Raw genomic sequence first — 21,821 nt, 5'->3', positions numbered from 1 at the left:
TGCAGGAGGATCGCGGCGATATCCAGTCAGTTCTGACGGAAAGCCCATCGCAGTGTCCGGCCCATGCCCCAAGTGGCCGCGCGCGCGGGCAATGCGGTCAGGACGGGACGTTGCAGGTTCAGCATAGAGCGCGCGAATGGCGGCAGCATCGCTACCGCCTCGGCTCCCAGCATGGTCTGCAGAGCAGGAGGGGTGTTCTTGGGCTTTTGATTGAGCACAAGCTGCGCAATCTCGCGGGCTTGCGGCGAGGGTCGAAGATCGGTGCGCAGCTCACGAAACAGCGCTTCTGCCTCGCGGCGCGTTTCCGGGACTGGAACGGCGCCCAGAGCACGGGCGATCACCGCGATCTGGCGATAATACTCGTCCTGCTCCGCGCTCGGCATATCTGGGCGGACGTGGCGAAGATATCCTGCAAGGAAGCTCTGGGCCTCGGTTACGTGGACCCAAGCGAGCGTGCGCGGATTGGTCGCTTCATACCGACTGCCATCGGGCAGTATGCCCACGACCTTGGCGTGGATGCGGTTTACCCGATCGATCGCCTTCATCGCCTCGTCACGGTGGCCGAATGTGGTCACGGCAATAAAGCGCGCCGTGCGCTGCAGGCGCCCGTGCATGTCCTCGCGAAAGTTCGAGTGATCCAGCACGCCCTGCAGGGCATGCGGGTGGAGCATTTGCAGCAGCAGCGCACGAATGCCGCCGGTCATCATCCCGACAATATCGGCGTGCACCATCCGGATCGGCGTGTCCTTCTCGAACAGCGCGTCGTCGGATGGTGGGACCGGCTTTTGCTTGCTCGCATTGTCGTTGAACGTGTTGCGAACCTGTTCGACCAATTTGAGGCGAAAGCGTTCAATCGGTGTGTCGAGCGGCGAGGGCATAAAGGTAATCTAATCACACTGATCGGATATTTCGAGAAGCACGCACCTGTTCGTGCCACATTTCGCGCCCATCTTCGCCCATATGGAAGTCAACGCCAACTTCGAAGAGCCGGCGACAGTGCACACCGCGTCGCTTGATTGGATTCCCTCTCCGATGGCCGGAGTCGATCGCCGCATGCTCGATCGCATCGGCGGCGAGGTAGCGCGCGCGACTTCGATCGTACGCTATGCCGAGGGCAGCTCGTTTGCCGAACACACCCATTCAGGCGGTGAGGAATTCATCGTGCTCGAAGGCGTCTTTCAAGATGAGCACGGCGATTATCCCGCTGGCACATACGTTCGCAATCCGGTCGGCACGCATCACATCCCTCGCTCCGAAACGGGCTGCACGATCTTCGTTAAGCTCTGGCAGTTCGACGCCGACGATCAGGAACAGATCTCTGTCGATCTTGGCAGTGCACCGTTATCTCCCGATCCTGCGCGGCCCCGAGTTGAGATGAGCGTGCTGGCGACGCGCGATTATGAGCATGTATCGCTCGAACAGTGGGCACCGTCCACCGAAGCGAGACTGGTCGATGATGGCGGTTTCGAAGTTCTCGTTCTTGACGGAGCGGTCTCACTCAGAGGCGAGAACTACGGCGTGCACGACTGGATCCGCTGGCCTGCCGGAAAAAGCGCCAGCATCACTGCCGGGCCCGACGGCGCACGCATCTGGATCAAGCGGGGTCACCTGAGCGAGATTCGCGTGCCCGAGCAAGCCTAGGCAAAAATGTCAGGTCTAGATTTGAAACCGATACTTGCCCGCGCGGCGCTAGGCCTTTAACGGTCCGGTCGAAATGAACTCACACTCCTCCGAAGAATTCGCCGGCAAGAGCGCCATTCCCTCCGAGCCCGATGCAATGGTCGACGTGCGCGATACGTTCGGCATCGACGTCGATTGGCAGGTCCCGGCCTTCAGCGCGAATGACGAGCATGTGCCCGAGCTCGACAGAGACTACGTCTTCGATCCGGACACCACGCTCGCTATCCTCGCTGGTTTTGCTCACAACCGCCGCGTGATGGTTCAGGGCTATCACGGCACGGGTAAGTCGACCCACATCGAACAGGTCGCGGCGCGCCTCAACTGGCCGAGCATCCGGGTAAACCTCGATGCACATATCAGCCGTATCGACCTTGTTGGGCGCGATGCGATTGTTTTGAAGGACGGTCTGCAGGTCACCGAGTTCAAGGAAGGCATCCTTCCCTGGGCGCTTCAGCACCCGGTTGCACTGACCTTCGACGAATATGACGCAGGCCGCCCTGACGTCATGTTCGTGATCCAGCGCGTGCTCGAGTTTGACGGTCGCCTGACCCTGCTCGACCAGAACCGCGTGATTACGCCAAATCCCTATTTCCGCCTGTTCGCGACCACCAACACGGTCGGCCTTGGCGACACAAGCGGCCTCTACCACGGGACGCAGGCGATCAATCAGGCGCAGATGGACCGCTGGAACATTGTCGTGGCGCTCAACTACCTGCCCGCTGAAACCGAGCAGAAGATCGTAAAATCCAAGACTCCAGAGGCTGACGACGCGATGATCGCAGACATGGTCAAGGTTGCCGAACTGACCCGTCAGGGTTTCATGAGCGGCGACATCTCCACTGTGATGAGCCCGCGTACCGTCATTACCTGGGCGCAGAACGCCGCGATCTTCAACTCGGTCGGCTTTGCTTTCCGGCTTTCGTTCCTGAACAAGTGCGACGAGGCCGAGCGCACGCTGGTGAGTGAGTACTACCAGCGGGTCTTCAACGAAGATTTGCCGGAAGGGGCAGCAAAGGGCAACTAAGGCCCACTTGCGCAAGGCTGTATTAGGCTGCTAACACAGTGTTCCATGGCGCTGTTTGAACGATTCTGGAAACGCTCAGGCAATCGAGATCCGCAGCGCGGGGATGCGGGCTACTACGCGCTTTATGAGTCCCAGCGCCCTCTCGACATTGAAGACGAAGCGCCACGATTTCGCGCGGCAGGTTCTCCCGACTTCGCAGCTTGGGACAACCGTCTTTCGAGCTTAGATGGCCATGTTGCTCGCGAAGAGCGCAAGCGCCTGCCATTTTGGAAGAAAGACTTTTGGCGCGGGCGCCGCAAGCGCTGGTGGGGCGTTCGCATCGTTGCGGCGATGTTCGCCGTGCTCATCGTTCTGTTCGCCTGGCTTGCGATCACCGCACCTCTGTCGAAAAGCCTCGAACCCATTGCTGCGCCTCAGGTAACGCTGCTCGCTAGCGACGGCACTCCGATCGCGCGCAGCGGCGCGATGGTGGCAGAACCGGTTGAGGTGGCAGACCTACCTCCGCATGTCGTTCAGGCCTTCCTCGCGATTGAGGACAGGCGGTTCTATTCGCACTGGGGCATCGACCCGCGCGGGATCGCCCGCGCTGCGTGGACCGGGCGAGGCGGCGGGAGCACGATCACGCAGCAGCTCGCAAAGTTCACCTTCCTTACGCCCGAACAGAGCCTTTCGCGAAAGGCGCGTGAGGCGCTGATTGCGCTGTGGCTGGAAGGATGGCTGACCAAGGACGAGATCCTTTCGCGCTATCTCTCGAACGCTTATTTTGGAGACAACCAGTACGGTCTGCGCGCAGCTTCCCTCCATTACTTCTATCGTCAGCCCGAAAACCTGCTCCCGCAGCAAGCCGCGATGCTCGCTGGTCTGCTTCAAGCACCGTCACGCTATGCACCCTCGCACCACTACAACCGAGCGAAGGCGCGCATGGATCTGGTGGTGGGCGCGATGGTTGAGGAGGGTTACCTGACCGAGGCCGAGGCCGCCTCGCTGCCAGACCCCAAGCTCGACGTGCGCACAGTGAATGATCTTCCAACCGGCACCTACTTTGCGGACTGGGCCTTGCCGCTGGCGCGAGAGGGGATGGAGGCAGGGTACGAGCGGCAGGTCATCGAAACCACGCTTGATGCGCAGTTACAGGCCCTCGCCGGCAGGGTAGTCAGCCGTGCAGGGCTCGGCGATGCGCAGGTGGCGCTCGTCGCCATGCGCCCATCTGGAGAGGTGGTCGCTATGGTTGGGGGCAAGGACTACGCCCAAAGCCCGTTCAACCGCGCGACGCAGGCTCGGCGGCAGCCAGGCTCGACCTTCAAACTGTTCGTCTATCTCGCCGCGCTCGAGGCGGGCTGGTCGCCCGACGATCGCATCGCCAACACGGCGATCGAGGCCGGATCCTATCGCCCCAAGAATGCGCGCGAGCAATATTCGGACACGATCACGCTGGAGGACGCTTTCGCCTCATCCAGCAACGTCGCTGCAGTCCGCCTGTTTAACGAGGTCGGCAGCGAACGCGTAATCCGCACTGCGCGCTCGCTTGGGGTTACCTCGGACTTGCCGGAAGGCGATCCAAGCCTGGCGCTGGGCACCTCGACCATGTCGCTGCTGGAGTTGACTACCGCCTATGCCGGGGTCGCAGCCAACCGCTTCCCGGTGAAGGCTAATGCGTTCGAAGAAGAGGAGCAGGGTTGGTGGGAGTGGCTGACCACTCCCATCGACAGCGCTTCGGACCGGACCCATGCAGACATGGAGCGAATGCTGCGCGCCGCGATCAACCGCGGCACAGGTCAGGCGGCTGAGCTGCCGATCGCAAACTTCGGCAAGACCGGCACGACCCAGAACTATCGCGATGCCCTGTTCGTGGGATATGCAGGCGATCTTGTTGTCGGCGTGTGGGTCGGCAACGATGACAACTCTCCGCTCAATCAGGTCACCGGCGGCGGCCTGCCAGCGCGCATCTGGAAAGACTTCATGCGAGGCGCGCTCGACCTGCCGGCCCCGCGCCCGAGCGCTTCGCCCGATCCAGAAGGACCGGTTCAACCCTTCGATATCGAGGAAGGCGAGGAAATTCCGCTAGGCGAAGACGGGACAGTCCTTCGCTTTGAGCAAGACGGTGTCATCCTGTCTCAGGAAGGCGTGCCGGTCGAAATCCGCATTGATGAAGACGGGTTTAACATCGACCCGATCGATTAGCGCTAGGCCACTTCCGCCATCAGTATATTCATCACCGCGCTTGCAATTGGGCGGCTGCGGTCGTCCTGCCATGCTTCGACTGTCAGGTTGGCGTTTCGCCGTCCAATCCGGGTGATGCGTCCTTTAGCAAAGCTCGCCTGCGATTTTCCGGCAGACAGATATTGAACGGTGATATTGACCGGCTTCAGCTGAGCGTCACGGCCATCGGCTTCGAGGCGCGCGCGAAGAGCGGCATAGCCGGCATTCTCAAGCAGACCCGCCGTCGCGCCGCCGTGATAGTGGGCAGGGCGCCCTTCGACAGACGGTCCAAAGTCTACTGTGAGCACGGGCACGCCATCCTCCATCTCGTGAAGCCTGATCCCGAGCGCGTTGGCGTAAGCGGGCAGTTGAATGTCACTCATCACCGGTCCCCGCTTCGCTCGCCTCGCCCTGTCCCGTCACCATCTTGCGTGAACGCGGGTCTTTGCTCAGCGTCATAAAAACCCCGGCCATAGTCGCAAGCTGATCATCCGCATCGCCATCATGCGCAAATCCGCGAACGAAAGCGGCAGAGCGGGTAATGCGATGGCATTCGACCCGGCCCCAGATCGCGCTGCGTTCTCGCGAAGCGCGCTGATAATCGGCCCTGAGATCAAGTGTAGCGATGGGCATGAAAGCGCCCTTGGTGGTCCAGATCGCCATCCCGCTTGCCATATCCATCAGGCTGATAACGGGACCAGATGCAAGCACGGCGCGATCAGGTTCGCCGATGAGGTCTTCTCGCCAAGGCAGCTTTAGCTCGACCCAATTGTCGCCATGGGCGCTGTATTCGAGACCCAGCCATCCCGAATGGCCATGCCGAAAGAACATCTTTCCCGCAGCCTCGACATCGAAGCCCGTCGCCGTGCTTGTTCTATCCGTGCTCATTTCCGCAAGTTTCGCAGTTTTTCTCTAACCATTACAATCCTTTAATTTCACAGACGGGGAGAATTCTTGCAGCCATGTCCGTGCATCGGCGCTTCTTGCCCGGTGCGGGATCAGTAGCAAGGAGAAGTAAAATGCCAAAGATCGAGCTCGCCAGTATTCCTGGCCTCGAGACAGCACAAGCGCTGTTCGGAGCAGTGAGCGAAAAGGTCGCGACCTACGATGATTCGATCGTCTCGCTGATGGTGTACGTCTACGACACAGCACCACCACCGCCGCCACCGCCCGGCCTCTTTTGATCAAATCGGGTTGGCGGACAGATGATTGTTCATCCTGCCATAGCAAGGCTGCGGAGCGATCACGCTTTGCAGCTTTGCGCCCGTGCCGAGATGAAGTCTGCGCATGATGCCTGGCTTCAGCGCGAGGATGTGCGCGGCGTTGCTCGCGACATCCACAAATATGCCGAAGGGCGTCCTTTGGCTGAATTGCCGGTGCTGGGCGGAGTACTCGGCGACATCGCCAAGGGAAAGGCGTTCGCGCATGGATTGATCGGCGAGTTCACTTCGTCATTGCGCAAGCAATCGTTGGGAGAAGTGCCTCTGCGTCATACGTCGACACCTGGCTTTGCGCGGCTCCAATTGATGCAAGAGGGCGGGGTGGTTTTGTCGTTGTGCGTTTATGAGCCTGCTAAAGTGAGCCGCAAGGCCATCTGGGCTCAGTTTGCGGACAGTGAGCTTCACGAACTGGTGCTCGCCGGTTCGGCCATTGGTCGGATGCATCGCCTCGAACAAAACACGTCAGGGCAACGCCAAGTGCGTTCAATCGATCTGATGCTAGGCGAGGGCAGCATGCTGTCTCCCATGGCTCGGTTCGAAGCGCGCCAATTTGAAAACGTGCGTAAGTCACTGCTCGTGCTTCAGCTGACCCGCATTCGTTCTAATCCGCAGCCTACGCTCGAAATTCGTTTGAGCGACGGCGCGCTGGTGCGAGAGGTGAGTGCGGATCGGCGCGCAAGCGAGAAAGTCATGGCCCTTGGCGTCTTGGGAGCGCTCTGTCAGGCTCGGACAATTCCTACGATCAGTTCATTCTCACGCGACACCGATCAGGATGAAAACGCGCGCTGGGAGGCAGTGCGTCAATTGCTGGCGCTCGATGGCGAAGCGGGTTGGTCGCTTCTCAATGAAATTGCCAGCCGGGCTGGGGACCCCATCGCGCAGCCAGCGAAGTCGTTGATCGCTCAATTGCGCGATCAGCACCGGATCCTGGAGAACCAGTGATGCCACAACTGTTCGATCTTGCAGAAGATGCCTCATGCTCCCTTCCCGAAGCGATTGAGGCGCTCGCCGCGCTTGATTTCGACCCGCGCGATGAGGGGACGACGCTCGAAGCTGCTCGCTGGCTCAAACGCTTGGGCCATAATCGCGAATTCCTCGCCGATATCCTTCTCGACCGGCTTGCCGGGCGCACGGCGGGCGAAATTGAAAGCGGCTACGGCCCGCAGGCCATAGTCCTTTCGCCATTGCGCGGCAGCATGTTCCTGCGCGCTAACATCTGGCCCGCCGAACACGACCTGAGCTTTCGCAATTCGGGCGCCAAGACGTTTGTTTATGGCGTACCGCACGATCACAACTTCGCATTCCTGACGACCGGCTATCTCGGGCCCGGCTATCGCAGCGACTATTTCGAATACGATTATGGCGAGGTCTGTGGTTTACCCGGCGAGGAAGCGGGGCTTCGTTTTATCGAGCGCAGCGCGCTGTATGAAGGCAAGACGATGCTATACCGCGCGCACCGCGATTTGCATTCGCAGTTGCCGCCAGAAAGCCTCTCGGTCTCCCTCAACGTGATGCATGTCGATCCGGCGCAGTGCTGGTATGATCAGTATGGGTTCGATCTCGAAGGCGGGACCATCACCCGCATTCTAAGTCCCAATGCAACAGAAGTCTTTCTGCGCGCAGCCGTGGCGAGCGGGTCGGATGACGCGCTGGCCTTTGCCGAGTGGGTGGGGCGCACGCACGCAAGCGACAGGATGCGGCTCGCAAGCTTTGAAGCGCGCAGCGGTGTTTCTTGTGATCGCGATGCGCTTTGGCGAGAGGGTGAACGTTCCGGCAGCTTGATGGTTTCGACTATCGCAAAGGAGCGACGCGAAGCCCTCGAAGCCTAGAGAACGCCCCCGGCGAGGCGATCAATCGCTCCCTGCAGGATCACAGCGGCCGCATGGCTGTCGATTGATTCTGCACGTTTCCTGCGGCTCATATCCTGCCCGATCATCGCCGCCTCGGCGCTTTGGGTAGACCAGCGCTCGTCCCAAAGCAGAAGCGGCAGCGCAAAGGCCTCTTCTGCATTGCGGGCAAAGGCGCGGCTGGCCTGAGCGCGGGGACCCTCGCTTCCATCCATGTTGCGCGGAAGGCCAAGCACGAGGCCCTTTACGCCGCGCTCCGCGATCAGGGCGGCGATGCGTTCGCGATCCTTGCCCCATTTGCCGCGGCCAAGTGTCTTGCCGTTGGTGGCAAATCGCCATCCAGCATCGCAAAAGGCAGTGCCTATCGTCTTGGTGCCGAGATCAACGCCGAGCAGCACGCCGCCATCGGGCAGCGCCTCGCCGAACTCAGCTGCGTTCTCGGTAATCAGTTTCCGTCACCCGACGCGGCCGCAAAAGCGCTGACGCGCCGCGCGACATCAGCCTTGGTGTTCGCCCAGAACAGCGGGATGTCGTAGACGTGATAGTTGTTACCCGGCAGCACGTAGGAACCCATCTTGGGCGGATCGCCGATCAAAAGAAGTCCGCGATCGTCACAGCGCGCGGGGACGGCTCCGGCCACAAGTTCTCCGGTCGAGATCGAATCATCGGGAACGAGCGTGCCAAGATTGGCGCTCGCCTGCGCGCTGCCTCCGAAAGTGCCCGTGATCGGGTTGGTGCAAAGGATCTGGCTGTCACCGCGCGGCTGACCGTCGAAGCCAGTCGAATTGGAGTATGTCTCCATGACGGCGGACGGGTCAGCGGGCTCGGCAAAGCTCGACCATGACAGGATGCAACCCGTCTGCGCAGGCGTGGCGCACGCAGCAAAACCAAGCGAAGGCACGTCGCGCTCGACTGAGATCGGCCAACCGATTGCGTAAGCCGCCACGAGCCGTCGCGCGACATCAGAACCGTTCACCTCTTCCCGCAGCAGGCGCAGTAGGTGGAGCGCGCCCTGACTGTGTCCTGCCAATACGACTGGTGTGTCGTCGTCGATGGAGGAGAGGAAATAGCGGTAGGCTTCCAGCACGTCGGCGTAGGCCGCTTCAATCGCCTGTTCGCCCTCGGGCGCGTCAGTCAAGAATGCGCCCATGGTGGCCTGGCGATAGCGCGGTGCCCAGATTTCATCGGCTGCGTTGAAGGGGCTCGCCATTCCGCGAACGTAGATGCGTGCCACACGTTCGGCTTCTTCGTCACCGATCGGCGCGTTCCAGTTGTCGCGGCTGAGATAGCTTGTGGGATGGATGAAAAAGACGGCGAATTCGGGCACGTCGCCGCTGGTGCCAAGCTCGGCTGCTTCCGGATCGACGGGCCGCGATCCGGCGGCCTGGCGCGCTGTGAGTTCTTCGGGCCGCGATGTGGCCTCGGCCAGCGCTGGCTGCCAGCGGGCCGGGTCATTCACTCCAATTCCGGGACGCGAGTACCATAGGGCAGGGTCCTGATAGGCGTTGGCTTCCAGTGGCTCGGTCGGGGTGAACTCGGCGCTAGGGACTAGGGCGAACTCCGCCAGTTCGTCCTGAAACATCTCGTACCCGATGCGAAGGACGAGAAAGAGGACGATCACGATCGCCACGAAGTAGAGAAATTTCCTTGCCATTGGCGCGCTTGCCCTTTGGTTTACTCGGCTGTCTCGCTGGCCCGCTCGCCGCTTTCGGCAATCGCGGGACGCAAGGTCGTCCATGCACGGTCGCCGCGCATGGCGGGGAACCAGGTCAGCGGGTTCCACGTCGCCGAACCGTCGAGCGAGAAGGTGATGAATTCAGCGCGGCCGCCGATGTTCTCAAGCGGAATGCCGCCGCCAAGGCCGCGTGCCTGTGCCGGAGCGCGGCTATCCGCGCTTTCATCGCGGTTATCGCCCATGACGAAGACATGGCCTTCGGGCACCGTGTAGGGTCCGAAGTTATCAAGATCGTTGGCGCCCGAGCGAGTGCGGCTCTGGTCGACGTGGTCGATGATGAGATAGGTCGCACCGTTGGGCAACGTCTCGCGATAGGTTGGCGGTTCGAAATACTCTGCGCCGCTTTCATCGCGAACGCGGTAGTTCTCGAACGCGGTAAGGCACGGGCCATTTTCGCACATCAGTTCCGGCTCGAAAGGGATGCGCACCGGGGGAACGACCTCACGCTTTACCGGCGTACCATTAAGGATAACGCGTCCGTCGCGCACTTCGATCGTATCGCCCGGCAGCGCGATGACGCGCTTGATGTAATCCTCATCACGCGTCGGATGCACCGGGATAACGATATCGCCATATTCGGGCGTCGATCCGAAGATGCGCCAATCTCCGCGAGGGAGCAGGTGGAAGCTGGCCGATGCCCAGGACCAGCCATAGGGGTACTTGCTTACCACCAGGCGGTCACCGACATGCAGGCTCGGCATCATCGAGGTCGACGGAATGTAGAAGGGCTTGGCGACGAGGCTGTGGAACGCGAGCACTGCGAACAACATCAGCGCAAGTCCGCGCAATTCGGCGAACCAGTCGACCTTGTCGTTCTCTTCCTCTTTCTTCTGCGCGAGCTGTTGCTTCAGCTCGACATGAGGATGCACGTCTGCCTTCTGGTCCGTGTCGGAAGCGGGCGTATTGGTCTGGCTCAAAATAGGTTTTCGTTTCTGTTCGGGTCAGCTCTTGGGCAAGGCTTCGATGATGACAAAGCACTGCGCCCATGGATGATCGTCCGTGAGGGTGAGATGAATGTGCGCCTCATGGCCCGCTGGCGTCAATTCTTCAAGCCGCTTCGCAGCGCCTCCGGTGAGCGCAAGCGTGGGCGCGCCGGACGGAGCGTTCACGACGCCAATGTCCTTCATGAAGACGCCGCGGCGGAAACCTGTGCCGACCGCCTTGCTAAAAGCTTCTTTGGCGGCAAAGCGTTTCGCATAGGTTCCGGCGATTGTGTAAGGGCGTTTGCGAGCCTTGGCGCGCTCTACTTCCGTAAATACGCGGTTCTCGAAGCGCTCGCCATAACGGGCGAGCGAATTGCCGATGCGCTCGATGTTGCAAAGGTCGGAGCCGAGGCCGATAATCATGGTCTAGAGCGCCCTTGAAAAGCTGAGAACGAGCAGGGCGAGGCCGATGATGTGGATCATCACCTGCGCCTTGAAGAGCGGATGGGCGAAATCGCCGTTTGCGAATTTGAGTGCTCCGACAAAGCCGAAGATCTGCAAGGCGACCCAGCCAACAGCGAATGGGCGCAAGACGCCGGTATTCAGCGCAAAGCCGAGGAAACCAATCGCGATCAGGAACAGGAGCGCTGCAAGACCGGCCCAGAGTTTCTGAGCCGGTGCAAGGGCGGGGAGTTCAGGCTCGCTCACCCGCGCGCCTCATCCATCAAGTCGCGCATCCGGCGGATTGCAGGTTCAAGCCCCGCGAAGATCGCCTCGCCAATCAGGTAGTGGCCAATATTGAGCTCGGCGATCTGCGGGATGGCGGCGATCGGCTGGACATTGTCAAATGTCAGACCATGGCCCGCATGCGGCTCGATCCCGTTCTTTGCGGCGAGTGCGGCCATGTCGGTGATGCGGCGCAATTCCTTTGCGGTGCGTTCGCTATCTCCGTCGAGAATCGCGTGAGCATATTCTCCGGTGTGAAATTCGACGACCGGCACGCCCAGTTTCAGCGCGGCATCAAGCTGGCGCTCATCCGCCTCGATAAAGAGCGATACCCGGATGCCGTGATCCTTCAGCCGATACACAATTGGTGTCAGCGTGTTGTGGAGCCCCGCTGCGTCAAGCCCGCCCTCGGTCGTTCGCTCCTCGCGCTTCTCCGGCACAATGCAGGCTGCGTGCGGTTTGTGGCGAAGGGCGATTTCGAGCATCTCCTCGGTCGCAGCCATTTCGAGATTGAGCGGAAGGTCGGTCGCGTCTTGGATCCGCGCAAGGTCTTCGTCGCGAATATGACGGCGATCTTCGCGCAGGTGGGCGGTGATCCCGTCGCCTCCGACAGCGGCCACGATTTCCGCGGCGCGTACGGGATCAGGATGATCGCCGCCGCGCGCGTTGCGGATGGTCGCGACGTGGTCGATGTTGACGCCGAGGCGGAGGGAGTTGGTCATTGGTGCTGTTTATTCCTTGCGGCTTCCCGGTTTGGTGACAGCTACGCGGGCGAGTTCCTCTGGGATTTCGTCTTCTGCGTAAGTGGGAAAGTCGAATGCCGCGAGTGGGTAGAAGGGCACGCCCAGATCGACCGATCCCATCGAGCGGTCGATAAGCGAGCATTCCGCAATCACTTCGCCGCCTTCCTTGCCTACCGCCGCGACAGCCTCCCGGCTGGAAAGCCCAGTGGTCACGACGTCTTCGACCATCAAGACCTTGGCGCCCGGTTCCAGTGCGAATCCTCGGCGAAGATGAAAGACACCGTCCGGCCGCTCAAGAAAAAGAGCGTCCTTGCCGAGCACCCGCGCGACTTCATGGCCGATGATGATCCCGCCCATTGCCGGTGAAACCACGACGTCGACTTGTGCGATGACGTCATCCGGTATGGCGTTGACTACAGCCTGAGCCAGACGTCCGGCGCGGTTCGGGTTCATCAGCACGCGTGCGCACTGAAGATAGTGACCGCTATGACGGCCTGACGAAAGTTTGAAGTGCCCTTCGAGAAGCGCGCCCGAGTTGCGAAACTCGGCAAGAACATCGTCCAGGGTCGAAGGAATGGTCTCGTTTGAAGTCATGGCAGGTGCGGTTTCGAAGCTCTTGTTAACGGGGATCGAAGAGATGTTGCGGAGGCCGATTGCGCCAACAACATGTGGGAGTGCATAATTTTCTCCCTAGAAGCGCTTGAGGCACTGGGCAAGCGCGGCTAAGGGGAACCCGAAGATGGCTGGAATGCCATCGACGCGCGGTGCGCTCGGTGCTTTAACAAAGACACGAGGCAGCCCGCAAATGGGATAAAATTTTAAACCGATTAGGCATGATTATGGGTCAGGCACTCGACCGCATGAAGTTTGGAATTGTCGCTCTGATGGCAGCGGTGATGGCATTCGGCCTCGCTTTTGCTGCTCCGCAGGCGATGGCGCAGGACGCATCTGGCACCGATGTTGGTGGCGGCGCTGCTGGCGCGGCTGCCGATGCTGACGCAGCTGCTGCTGCGGCAGACGCTTTCGAGGGCGGCGTCGATGCACCGGCGGGCGAAGTGAACGCCGCTACGGCTGGTGGTTATGCGCCGATGGCTCCGACCGAAGGCAAGGGCATGCCGACCTCCTATCAGGACGACGCGCTCAAAAGCATGACCTTCCAGGACCAGTACACGGCTGATGGTGCCTATGCGCTTGGCATGCACGACTACATCCTGATGCCGGTGATCACCGTGATCAGCCTGTTCGTGCTCTTCCTGCTCCTCTACGTGGTGGTGAAGTTCCGCCGCGGAGCCAACCCGGTTGCCTCGAAGACGACTCACAACACCATGATCGAAGTTGTCTGGACGATCGTTCCCGTGATCATCCTCGTGGTTATTGCCGTTCCGTCGATCACTCTGCTGGCGCGCCAGTATGAGACCCCGCCGGAAGAAGCGATCACCGTGAAGGCTGTCGGCTACCAGTGGTATTGGGGTTACGAATATCCCGACCACGACGTCGAAGTGATTTCGAATATGCTCGAAGCCGACGAAGCGCTCAGCCGCGGCGAGCCTTACCAGCTCGCAGTCGACAACCGTATGGTTGTTCCAGCTGGCGTTCCGCTTCGCATCCAGACCACTGCTGCAGACGTAATTCATGCATTCGCAGTGCCTTCGCTCTGGTTCAAACAGGACGCTGTTCCCGGTCGCCTCAACGAGCGCATGCTCGTGATTGAAGAGCCGGGCGTCTATTATGGCCAGTGCTCTGAGCTTTGCGGCTCGCGCCATGGCTACATGCCGATCACCGTCGAAGCGCTTCCGATGGAGCAATTCGAGGCTTGGGTTGTAGAACAAGGTGGCAGCATTCCGGGTTCGGCTGAACTCGAAGACAACAATGATCCGATCGACACCGGCGACGAATCGCCGGCCGCAGCGGATCCGGAAGAAGCTGCCGACGCGTAATCCGCGCCAGACAGCCGAATAGAAACGACGATTAAAGTACGAACGCGAGAGACCAAACAGATGGCCACAACCGCAGACGATTTCGCACCAGGCGCCGGCGCTCACGCAGGTCACGGTGGAGACCATGATCACGATCATGCGGACCACAAGCCGGGCTTCTTTGCCCGCTGGTTCATGTCGACCAACCACAAGGATATTGGTTCGCTCTACCTGATCTTCGCGATTATCGCGGGTATCATCGGTGGTGCGATCTCGGGCATCATGCGCGTCGAGCTCGCTGAGCCCGGCATTCAATACCTGCAGTGGTGGGCCCAGTTCATGGGCGGCGCGAACGACATCAACACCGCGCTGCACATGTGGAACGTGTTCATTACGGCCCACGGCCTGATCATGGTCTTCTTCATGGTCATGCCAGCCATGATCGGTGGTTTCGGTAACTGGTTTGTCCCGCTCATGATCGGTGCGCCTGACATGGCGTTCCCGCGCATGAACAACGTGTCGTTTTGGCTGACCGTTGCCGGTTTCTTCAGCCTTCTCTTCTCGCTCTTTGTTCCCGGCGGTTCGGGTCCGGGTGCGGGTGTTGGCTGGACCGTTTACGCACCGCTTTCGACCACCGGTTCGCCGGGTCCTGCGGTCGACTTCGCGATCTTTTCGTTGCACCTTGCGGGCGCCGGCTCGATCCTCGGTGCGACCAACTTCATCACCACCATCTTTAACATGCGCGCGCCGGGTATGACCCTGCACAAGATGCCGCTGTTCGTGTGGTCGGTGCTGGTCACTGCATTCTTGCTGCTGCTCGCACTTCCGGTGCTTGCAGCCGCGATCACCATGCTACTGACCGACCGTAACTTCGGCACGACTTTCTTCGATCCTGCCGGTGGCGGTGACCCTGTTCTTTACCAGCACCTGTTCTGGTTCTTCGGTCACCCCGAGGTTTACATCATGATCCTGCCTGGTTTCGGCATGATCTCGCAGATCGTTGCGACTTTCAGCCGCAAGCCGGTCTTCGGCTACCTCGGCATGGCCTATGCCATGGTCGCTATCGGCGTCGTCGGCTTCATCGTGTGGGCGCACCACATGTATACGGTCGGCCTCGACGTAAACACGAAGATGTACTTCACCGCTGCGACGATGGTGATCGCCGTCCCGACCGGAGTGAAGATTTTCAGCTGGATCGCGACGATGTGGGGCGGCAGCCTCGAGTTCAAGTCGCCGATGGTCTGGTCGCTGGGCTTCATCTTCCTGTTCACCGTTGGCGGTGTGACCGGTGTTGTGCTCGCCAATGGCGGCATCGACGACAACCTTCACGACACCTACTACGTGGTTGCTCACTTCCACTACGTGCTGTCGATGGGCGCCGTGTTCTCGATGTTCGCCGGCTTCTATTACTGGTTCCCGAAGATGAGCGGCCGGATGCACTCCGAACTGCTCAGCCACATCCACTTCTGGACCTTCTTCGTCGGCGTGAACGTGATCTTCTTCCCGCAGCACTTCCTCGGAATGCAGGGTATGCCGCGTCGCTATCCCGACTACGCAGAAGCCTACACGTTCTGGCACGAGATCAGCACCTACGGCTATTACATCATGGCCGGCTCGATGATCTTCTTCTTCGTCAACATCGCTTACGCGCTGCTGGCCGGTAAGAAGGCCGAAGGTAACCCGTGGGGCGAAGGCGCAACCACTCTCGAGTGGACCCTGCCGAGCCCGCCGCCGTACCACCAGTTCGAAACCCTTCCGGTGATCGAGGACCACCACGATTACCACGACCACCGTCCGGCAACTGCCTGAGGTTGAGGGTTGCCTGCTCAGGTGGGCGAACAGACCAGACAATGAGAGGGCGCGCCGCGAGGCGCGCTCTCTCTCACAGATACGACAATGAACCAGACCGCTGACATCATCCCTGGCGAAAACGCGACGCGCGCGGTTGCTGCAAAGCTGCCGACCGAGTGGCGTGACTTCTTCACGCTGACCAAGCCGCGTGTCATGACGCTGGTGATCTTCACCGCGATCTGCGGCCTTCTCGCAGCGCCCGGTTCGATCCATCCGGTGCTTGGCTTCACGGCTGTGCTCGCGATTGCGATGGGTGCGGGCGGATCGGCTGCTCTCAACCACTGGTGGGAAGCCGATCTCGATGCTGGCATGAAGCGCACCGCTAATCGCCCGCTGCCCGGTGGCCGCATGCGCCGCGAGGATGCGCGCGACTTCGGTGTCTTCCTTTCGGCAGTCTCAGTGTTTGTGATGGGTGTCGCGATCGGATGGCTCGCCGCTGGGCTGCTGTTCGCGGCGATCATCTATTACGCGGTCATCTACACGATGTGGCTCAAGCCGCGCACGCCGCAAAATATCGTCATTGGTGGCGGCTCGGGCGCGTTTCCTCCGCTGATCGGATGGGTCGCAGTCACTGGCGAGCTCACCGCAATGCCGATCCTGCTGTTCGCGATCATCTTCATGTGGACGCCGCCGCACTTCTGGGCGCTCGCTCTCTTCGTGAAGACCGACTACGCCAATGTCGGCATTCCGATGATGCCGGTGGTGAAGGGCGAACGTCACACCCGTCACCAGATCTTGGCTTACACGGTGCTGCTTGCACCTGTGGCAGTCGCACCTTGGCTGATTGGCGGGACGAGCTGGGTTTACGGCTCTTTCGCCGTCGCGCTCTCGATTCTGTTCTTCGCGCTCGCATGGCCGGTGGGCCTGCGCAATCGCCAGGAAGGTGAGGACATGAAGCCGGAGATCCGGCTGTTCAAGTTCTCGATCTATTACCTCTTCATCCTGTTCGCAGCGCTGGTTGCTGACCGCGTGCTTGAGAACAACGGGATCATCGGTGCAGGGGTGCTCGCATGACGCCTGACGAAGAAACCGAATTCAAGCGCCGCCAGAAGGCACGCAACTACGTGGTCGGCGGAACCCTGTTGTTCTTCGCCGTGCTGTTCTACGCCATCACCATGGTCCGGATCGGAGACTGATCGATGGCGAGCGCTCCCATTCACGACGATACCGCGCGCAAGAACCTGCGCACCGGCATCCTCGCGATGCTCGGCGCTTTGGCCATGCTTGGCATGGGCTATGCGGCTGTACCGCTGTATGACCTCTTCTGCCGCGTGACTGGATTTGGCGGGACCACTCAGGTTGCAAGCGAGGCGGACGCCAATCGTGCAGCCTCTATTGGCCTTGGCCGCGAAATTTCGATCCGCTTCGATGCCTCGATGGCGCGCGATGTGCCGTGGGAGTTCGCACCGACTCAGTCGACCGACACCGTTCGCATTGGTCAGCGCGATATGGCGACCTACACCGCGCGGAACCTTTCTGATGAGCCGATCACCGGCACCGCGACTTTCAATGTCGAACCGGCACAGGCGGGCGCCTACTTCAACAAGATCCAGTGCTTTTGCTTCACCGAGCAGACGCTCGCACCGGGGCAGGAAGTCACCATGCCGGTGCTCTATTACGTCGATCCGGCGATCCTTGAAGACGACGTGATCGCCGATGTCGAACAGATTACATTGAGTTACACTTTTCACCGCGCGAAAGAGCCCGTATTGAGTGCTCTTGACCGCTCGCAATAAGTCACACGCATCCTAGGGACGGGAACGACCATCATGGCTGGCAATGTAAACCACGACTATCACATTCTTGAGCCCGATATCTGGCCGCTCGTCGGCTCGATCTCGGCCCTCAGCTTCACCAGCGGCATGGTGCTCAACTTCTATCCGGACCTGTTCGGTTCGACCGGATCGATCGTGATGTATCTCGGCCTTGCCGGTCTGATCGCGACCTTCTTCATGTGGTTCAAGAACATCGTGGTCGAAGCCGAGCGCGGCGATCACACCCCGGTTGTGCAGCTGCACATGCGCTATGGCATGATCCTGTTCATCGCATCGGAAGTGATGTTCTTCGTGGGCTGGTTCTGGAGCTTCTTCGACTTCGCGCTTTTCCCGACCGCGCTCGAATACGATCCATCCGCCGACACCACGACGAGCCTCTTCGGCGAAGAAGGCGCGATTGCGCAGTTCATCCCGGCCAACATGGAAGTGCTCGACCCGTTCAGCCTTCCGCTGCTCAACACGTTGATCCTGCTTTGCTCGGGCACCACCGTTACCTGGGCGCACCACGCGCTGATCCATGGTGATCGCGAAGGTCTGAAGCAGGGCCTGTGGGCGACCGTTGCCCTTGGCGTTCTGTTCAGCTTCATCCAGGCTTACGAGTACAGCGTTGCCCCGTTCGGCTTTGGCGGCAACACCTACTCCTCGGCGTTCTATATGGCGACCGGCTTCCACGGCTTCCACGTTCTGATCGGAACCATCTTCCTCGCCGTTTGCCTGTTCCGGGCATACAAGGGCCACTTCACCCCGCGCCAACACTTCGGTTTCGAAGCGGCTGCGTGGTACTGGCACTTCGTTGACGTGGTGTGGTTGTTCCTCTTCATCGTCGTCTACATCTGGGGCGGCTGGGGCGCTGAATACCACTGATGAGCGGGGCCAATGGCCCTGACCAAACCAAAGGGCAGTCCGGGATAGTCCGGGCTGCCCTTTTGGGTTTATGCCCCCGGTGCGGAGAACGAACTCTGTTCGAAGCACCCGCGCGCGTGGCGCTCAAATGCACGCATTGCGGTCTCGATCTGGGCGAGCTTGAACGCGGAGGACGATTTGCAGGCGTGCTTACGGCGCTGGTTGCGATTATCCTCATCATGATCGCATATGGTATCGAAGCGACAGTGCGACCGCCACTCTGGCTTCAGGCGGTTGTCTGGGCGCCGCTGACGATCGGCATCGTGATCTTCGCGCTGCGCCTGTTCAAGACGACGCTGCTTCATGCTTCATACGAAAACCGCGAGGACCAAGGCGAATGACTTCGCGAATTCCGATTATCCCGACAATCCTAGTCGTCGCAGCGGCGGCGACCATGGTCGCACTCGGTATCTGGCAGTTGGGCCGGGCCGATGAGAAGGCCGCGCTCATCGCCAACTACGCCGCCGCCACTGGGGTGCAGGACGAGGTGAATTTCCCTGTGGAAGGCGATGCTGAATCTGTGCTCTTTCGCCGGAGCACGGTAGATTGCACGCGGGTGCTAGGCAGTGACCCTGTTGCAGGCACGGCATTCAATGGCGCGAAGGGTTGGGCGATGCGCGTGACGTGCGCGGGCGGGAGCCCTGACAGCCCGATCACCATCGACCTCGGCTTCACGCGCGATCTGGAAATGCCGGCATGGAGCGGCGGCGAGGTCAGCGGTATCATTGCACCGGGTCCGCGACTGGTGGCCGATCCGCCTGTTGCCGATCTGGCATCCTTGGCCAAGCCCGATCCGGGCAACCTCCCCAACAACCATCTGGCTTACGCTGGGCAGTGGTTCTTCTTCGCGCTGACAGCGCTCGTGATCTACTTCCTTGCTCTCAAATCGCGAAAGGCAAAGCGGGACTGAAAGCCTCTTTGGGGGACTTGCAACATTGCGTTTCTTGCCCCGGAACGGGCTCGCAGCTATTCGCAGGCGCACAATGGAATACATCTCCACCAGAGGCTCCGCGCCGACACTCGACTTTAAGGGAGCCACTCTTGCCGGGCTCGCTTCGGATGGCGGACTGTACCTGCCGCGCGAATGGCCGCGCATGAGCCACGAAGAGATCCGTGAGCTGCGCGGACTGTCCTACGCGCAGCTTGCCGCACACATCATGCTACCCTTTGTCGAGGGCGCGCTGACCGAGGACAAACTCGAAGAGCTGTGCGAGACGGTATACGGCGATTTCGGTCACGCGTCCGTGACCCCGTTGGTGCAGATGAATGAGACGCATTGGCTGCTTGAGCTGTTCCACGGCCCGACGCTCGCATTCAAGGACGTCGCGCTGCAGATGCTCGGGCACCTGTTCGAGATATTCCTTGCCCGCAGTGACGAGCGTCTGACCATCGTTGGCGCGACTAGCGGTGATACCGGTTCGGCTGCGATCAATGCGGTGGCGGGGCGCGAACGGGTCGAGATCTTCATGCTCCACCCCTCGGGCCGAGTATCGGAAGTCCAGCGGCGCCAGATGACCACGGTGCGCGCGCCCAACGTCCATAATCTCGCGATCGAAGGCAGCTTCGACGACGCCCAGCGCCACGTGAAGCGGATGTTCGCCGATGAGAGCGTGACCGGCACGCTCAACCTCGGCGCAGTCAACTCGATCAATTGGGCGCGGTTGATGGCGCAAGTGGTCTACTATTTTTACTCCGCACTCCAGCTTGGCGGGCCTGATCGCAAGATTGCCTACAGCGTACCAACAGGCAATTTTGGCGACGTGTTCGCAGGCTATGTCGCCGCGCAGATGGGGCTGCCGATCGAGCGGCTGATCGTGGCAACCAACGTGAACGACATCCTCCACCGCGCGCTGACCAATGGCGATTATTCGGCGGGTGAAACCACCGCTACAATTACGCCTTCGATGGACATCCAGGTCAGCTCCAATTTCGAGCGGCTACTGTTCGATGTTGGCGGGCGAGACGGTGCGGCGATGGCTCAGCAGATTTCTGGCTTCGATGCATCGAAAGCCATGCAACTCACCAATGCGCAGCGCGAGGGCGCTTCCGCTTTGTTTTCGAGCGCACGCGCCGATCAGGACGAAACCGCCCGCGCCCTGCAATGGGCGTATCGCAATGCCGGACAGGTGATCGACCCGCATACCGGCGTCGGACTTCACGCGGCGCAGGTTGCCGAGGGTATCGCGCCCGGTACGCCTATCGTGACGTTGGCAACTGCGCACCCGGCGAAATTCCGCGATGCGGTCGAGCGCGCCGTGGGCGTGCGTCCTTCCTTGCCTGCGCGGGTCGGCGATCTGTTTGGTCGCGAAGAGATGTTCACCGAGCTTGGCGGCGACTACGAGGCTTCGCGCGATTTCGTGCTTCAGACGGCGACCCCGTCGGCGATCTGATGGCCAAACTTGTTCAACAACCGGTCGTCATGGAGTGCGAGGGCTGGGACGCCTACCGCCTGCTCGACAGTGGGGCGGGGCGCAAATACGAATCCTTCGGCCCGCATGCGTTCATCCGTCCCGAGCCGCAGGCGATGTGGCAGCCGCGCCTTGCCGACTGGCCCGCAGCGGGTGAATTCGTGCCTGGCTCTGACGAAGACGGAGGCGGCCGCTGGAACCTTACGCCGGACGTCCCTGATGGCTGGGAGCTGGGGTGGAACGACGTACGCTTCACAGCGCAGCCGACCCCTTTCCGCCACCTTCAATTCTTCCCCGATATGGCGCCCGTCTGGGACTGGATGCGCACGCAACTCGCCGGGCGCACAGATGCCGAGACGCTAAACATGTTTGGCTACACAGGGGTAGGGACGCTCGCGCTGAGCGACCATGGCCGGGTCACCCACGTCGATGCCTCCAAGAAGTCGGTCGCGCAGGCTCGTGAAAACGCTGCACTTTCAGGGATGGAGGATCGGCCGATCCGCTGGCTGGTCGACGACGCGGCCAAATTCACCGCGCGCGAGGTCCGGCGGGAGCGCCGCTATGACGGCATCATCCTTGACCCGCCCAAGTTCGGGCGCGGTCCGAAGAACGAAACGTGGCGATTGGAAGAGGGACTGCCCGCCCTCGTCGGCGATTGTGCAAAGCTGCTCGCCGACAAGAGCGCCTTCCTCTTTCTCACCGTCTATGCCGTGCGGATGAGCAGTCTCGCGATCGCCGGCCTGCTTGAAGAAGCTTTGCGCGACCTCCCCGGCCAGATCGAGCACGGTGACCTTGCCGTGCGCGAAGAGGGTGAGGGTGGCCGCTTGCTCCCTACCGCAATCTTCGCGCGCTGGAGCAATCCGGGCTAAGG

26 protein-coding genes are annotated in these 21,821 nt (G+C 60.8%); 16 read left to right on the top strand and 10 right to left on the bottom strand.

Going from position 1 to position 21,821, the window contains the following annotated elements:
• Positions 1–26: 26 nt before the first annotated feature.
• Complete coding sequence (locus tag AC0V6T_RS09450) at positions 27–878, bottom strand: oxygenase MpaB family protein (protein ID WP_486126327.1); 852 nt, start codon at positions 876–878, stop codon at positions 27–29.
• Between the two features lie 82 nt (positions 879–960).
• Between AC0V6T_RS09450 and AC0V6T_RS09445 the strand changes: the two genes are divergently transcribed.
• The 3 genes from AC0V6T_RS09445 (at position 961) to AC0V6T_RS09435 (ending at position 4,885) form a co-directional block, all read left to right on the top strand.
• Positions 961–1,641 carry a cupin domain-containing protein gene (locus AC0V6T_RS09445; RefSeq protein ID WP_486128558.1) on the top strand — a complete coding sequence of 227 codons (681 nt, stop codon included), beginning with the start codon at positions 961–963 and terminating at the stop codon, positions 1,639–1,641.
• Between the two features lie 73 nt (positions 1,642–1,714).
• Complete coding sequence (cobS, locus tag AC0V6T_RS09440; protein ID WP_486126325.1) at positions 1,715–2,704, top strand: cobaltochelatase subunit CobS; 990 nt, start codon at positions 1,715–1,717, stop codon at positions 2,702–2,704.
• A gap of 45 nt (positions 2,705–2,749) precedes the next feature.
• A complete protein-coding gene (locus AC0V6T_RS09435) occupies positions 2,750–4,885 on the top strand; it encodes a transglycosylase domain-containing protein (protein WP_486126323.1) in 2,136 nt (711 codons plus the stop codon).
• Between the two features lie 2 nt (positions 4,886–4,887).
• Here AC0V6T_RS09435 and AC0V6T_RS09430 read toward each other — a convergent pair whose 3' ends face one another.
• Positions 4,888–5,286 carry a PaaI family thioesterase gene (locus AC0V6T_RS09430; RefSeq protein WP_486126321.1) on the bottom strand — a complete coding sequence of 133 codons (399 nt, stop codon included), beginning with the start codon at positions 5,284–5,286 and terminating at the stop codon, positions 4,888–4,890.
• Entirely contained in the window at positions 5,279–5,791 is a 513-nt protein-coding gene (locus AC0V6T_RS09425; RefSeq protein ID WP_486126319.1) for a PaaI family thioesterase, read from the bottom strand. Before AC0V6T_RS09425 ends, AC0V6T_RS09430 begins: the two co-directional genes overlap by 8 nt.
• Positions 5,792–5,922: 131 nt before the next feature.
• On the opposite strand from AC0V6T_RS09425, the gene AC0V6T_RS09420 reads away from it, so the two are divergent.
• The 3 genes from AC0V6T_RS09420 (at position 5,923) to AC0V6T_RS09410 (ending at position 7,952) form a co-directional block, all read left to right on the top strand.
• Entirely contained in the window at positions 5,923–6,087 is a 165-nt protein-coding gene (locus tag AC0V6T_RS09420; RefSeq protein ID WP_486126317.1) for a hypothetical protein, read from the top strand.
• Positions 6,088–6,177: 90 nt separating this feature from the next.
• The gene (locus AC0V6T_RS09415) at positions 6,178–7,065 is read left to right on the top strand and encodes a hypothetical protein (protein ID WP_486126315.1); all 888 of its coding nucleotides are present in this window, start codon (positions 6,178–6,180) and stop codon (positions 7,063–7,065) included.
• Positions 7,065–7,952, top strand: coding sequence for a transposase (locus tag AC0V6T_RS09410; protein ID WP_486126313.1), 888 nt, complete (start codon positions 7,065–7,067; stop codon positions 7,950–7,952). Before AC0V6T_RS09415 ends, AC0V6T_RS09410 begins: the two co-directional genes overlap by 1 nt.
• Here AC0V6T_RS09410 and ruvX read toward each other — a convergent pair.
• From ruvX to pyrE, 7 genes are all read right to left on the bottom strand, one after another.
• Positions 7,949–8,419 carry a Holliday junction resolvase RuvX gene (gene ruvX / locus AC0V6T_RS09405; protein ID WP_486128556.1) on the bottom strand — a complete coding sequence of 157 codons (471 nt, stop codon included), beginning with the start codon at positions 8,417–8,419 and terminating at the stop codon, positions 7,949–7,951. The genes AC0V6T_RS09410 and ruvX overlap by 4 nt on opposite strands.
• Positions 8,416–9,624 carry a DUF3089 domain-containing protein gene (locus AC0V6T_RS09400; protein ID WP_486126311.1) on the bottom strand — a complete coding sequence of 403 codons (1,209 nt, stop codon included), beginning with the start codon at positions 9,622–9,624 and terminating at the stop codon, positions 8,416–8,418. Before AC0V6T_RS09400 ends, ruvX begins: the two co-directional genes overlap by 4 nt.
• Positions 9,625–9,644: 20 nt before the next feature.
• The gene (gene lepB / locus AC0V6T_RS09395) at positions 9,645–10,574 is read right to left on the bottom strand and encodes a signal peptidase I (RefSeq protein WP_486128554.1); all 930 of its coding nucleotides are present in this window, start codon (positions 10,572–10,574) and stop codon (positions 9,645–9,647) included.
• 72 nt (positions 10,575–10,646) lie between these two features.
• A complete protein-coding gene (gene acpS / locus AC0V6T_RS09390) occupies positions 10,647–11,051 on the bottom strand; it encodes a holo-ACP synthase (RefSeq protein ID WP_007163537.1) in 405 nt (134 codons plus the stop codon).
• A 3-nt stretch (positions 11,052–11,054) separates the two neighbouring features.
• Positions 11,055–11,336, bottom strand: a complete 282-nt coding sequence (locus AC0V6T_RS09385) for a pyridoxal phosphate biosynthetic protein (RefSeq protein WP_486126309.1) — start codon at positions 11,334–11,336, stop codon at positions 11,055–11,057.
• A complete protein-coding gene (locus AC0V6T_RS09380) occupies positions 11,333–12,076 on the bottom strand; it encodes a pyridoxine 5'-phosphate synthase (RefSeq protein WP_486126307.1) in 744 nt (247 codons plus the stop codon). Before AC0V6T_RS09380 ends, AC0V6T_RS09385 begins: the two co-directional genes overlap by 4 nt.
• Before the next feature lie 9 nt (positions 12,077–12,085).
• A complete protein-coding gene (pyrE, locus tag AC0V6T_RS09375; protein ID WP_486126305.1) occupies positions 12,086–12,691 on the bottom strand; it encodes an orotate phosphoribosyltransferase in 606 nt (201 codons plus the stop codon).
• A gap of 239 nt (positions 12,692–12,930) precedes the next feature.
• Between pyrE and coxB the strand changes: the two genes are divergently transcribed.
• The 10 genes from coxB to AC0V6T_RS09325 all read left to right on the top strand — a co-directional run bounded on the left by coxB (position 12,931) and on the right by AC0V6T_RS09325 (position 21,819).
• Positions 12,931–14,034: a cytochrome c oxidase subunit II gene (gene coxB / locus AC0V6T_RS09370; RefSeq protein ID WP_486126303.1), complete on the top strand. Its 1,104-nt coding sequence runs from the start codon at positions 12,931–12,933 to the stop codon at positions 14,032–14,034.
• Positions 14,035–14,094: 60 nt separating this feature from the next.
• Positions 14,095–15,822, top strand: a complete 1,728-nt coding sequence (ctaD, locus tag AC0V6T_RS09365) for a cytochrome c oxidase subunit I (RefSeq protein ID WP_486126301.1) — start codon at positions 14,095–14,097, stop codon at positions 15,820–15,822.
• Between the two features lie 87 nt (positions 15,823–15,909).
• Positions 15,910–16,878 (top strand): heme o synthase, encoded by a 969-nt coding sequence (locus tag AC0V6T_RS09360; protein ID WP_486126299.1) that lies wholly within the window; start codon positions 15,910–15,912, stop codon positions 16,876–16,878.
• Positions 16,875–17,000 (top strand): hypothetical protein, encoded by a 126-nt coding sequence (locus AC0V6T_RS09355; RefSeq protein ID WP_007163544.1) that lies wholly within the window; start codon positions 16,875–16,877, stop codon positions 16,998–17,000. Before AC0V6T_RS09360 ends, AC0V6T_RS09355 begins: the two co-directional genes overlap by 4 nt.
• Before the next feature lie 3 nt (positions 17,001–17,003).
• Complete coding sequence (locus AC0V6T_RS09350; RefSeq protein ID WP_486126297.1) at positions 17,004–17,600, top strand: cytochrome c oxidase assembly protein; 597 nt, start codon at positions 17,004–17,006, stop codon at positions 17,598–17,600.
• 33 nt (positions 17,601–17,633) lie between these two features.
• On the top strand, positions 17,634–18,503 hold the full coding sequence (locus tag AC0V6T_RS09345) for a cytochrome c oxidase subunit 3 (protein WP_486126295.1): 870 nt from the start codon (positions 17,634–17,636) through the stop codon (positions 18,501–18,503).
• On the top strand, positions 18,503–18,883 hold the full coding sequence (locus tag AC0V6T_RS09340) for a DUF983 domain-containing protein (RefSeq protein WP_486126293.1): 381 nt from the start codon (positions 18,503–18,505) through the stop codon (positions 18,881–18,883). The genes AC0V6T_RS09345 and AC0V6T_RS09340 overlap by 1 nt, the downstream gene beginning before the upstream one ends.
• The gene (locus tag AC0V6T_RS09335) at positions 18,880–19,452 is read left to right on the top strand and encodes an SURF1 family cytochrome oxidase biogenesis protein (protein ID WP_486126291.1); all 573 of its coding nucleotides are present in this window, start codon (positions 18,880–18,882) and stop codon (positions 19,450–19,452) included. Before AC0V6T_RS09340 ends, AC0V6T_RS09335 begins: the two co-directional genes overlap by 4 nt.
• A 73-nt stretch (positions 19,453–19,525) precedes the next feature.
• Positions 19,526–20,932 carry a threonine synthase gene (thrC, locus tag AC0V6T_RS09330; RefSeq protein ID WP_486126289.1) on the top strand — a complete coding sequence of 469 codons (1,407 nt, stop codon included), beginning with the start codon at positions 19,526–19,528 and terminating at the stop codon, positions 20,930–20,932.
• Complete coding sequence (locus tag AC0V6T_RS09325; protein WP_486126287.1) at positions 20,932–21,819, top strand: class I SAM-dependent methyltransferase; 888 nt, start codon at positions 20,932–20,934, stop codon at positions 21,817–21,819. The genes thrC and AC0V6T_RS09325 overlap by 1 nt, the downstream gene beginning before the upstream one ends.
• The last annotated feature ends 2 nt before the right edge of the window (positions 21,820–21,821 follow it).

The organism is Erythrobacter sp. S158, assembly GCF_057364915.1.
This window is presented reverse-complemented; position numbering and strand designations above follow the sequence as displayed.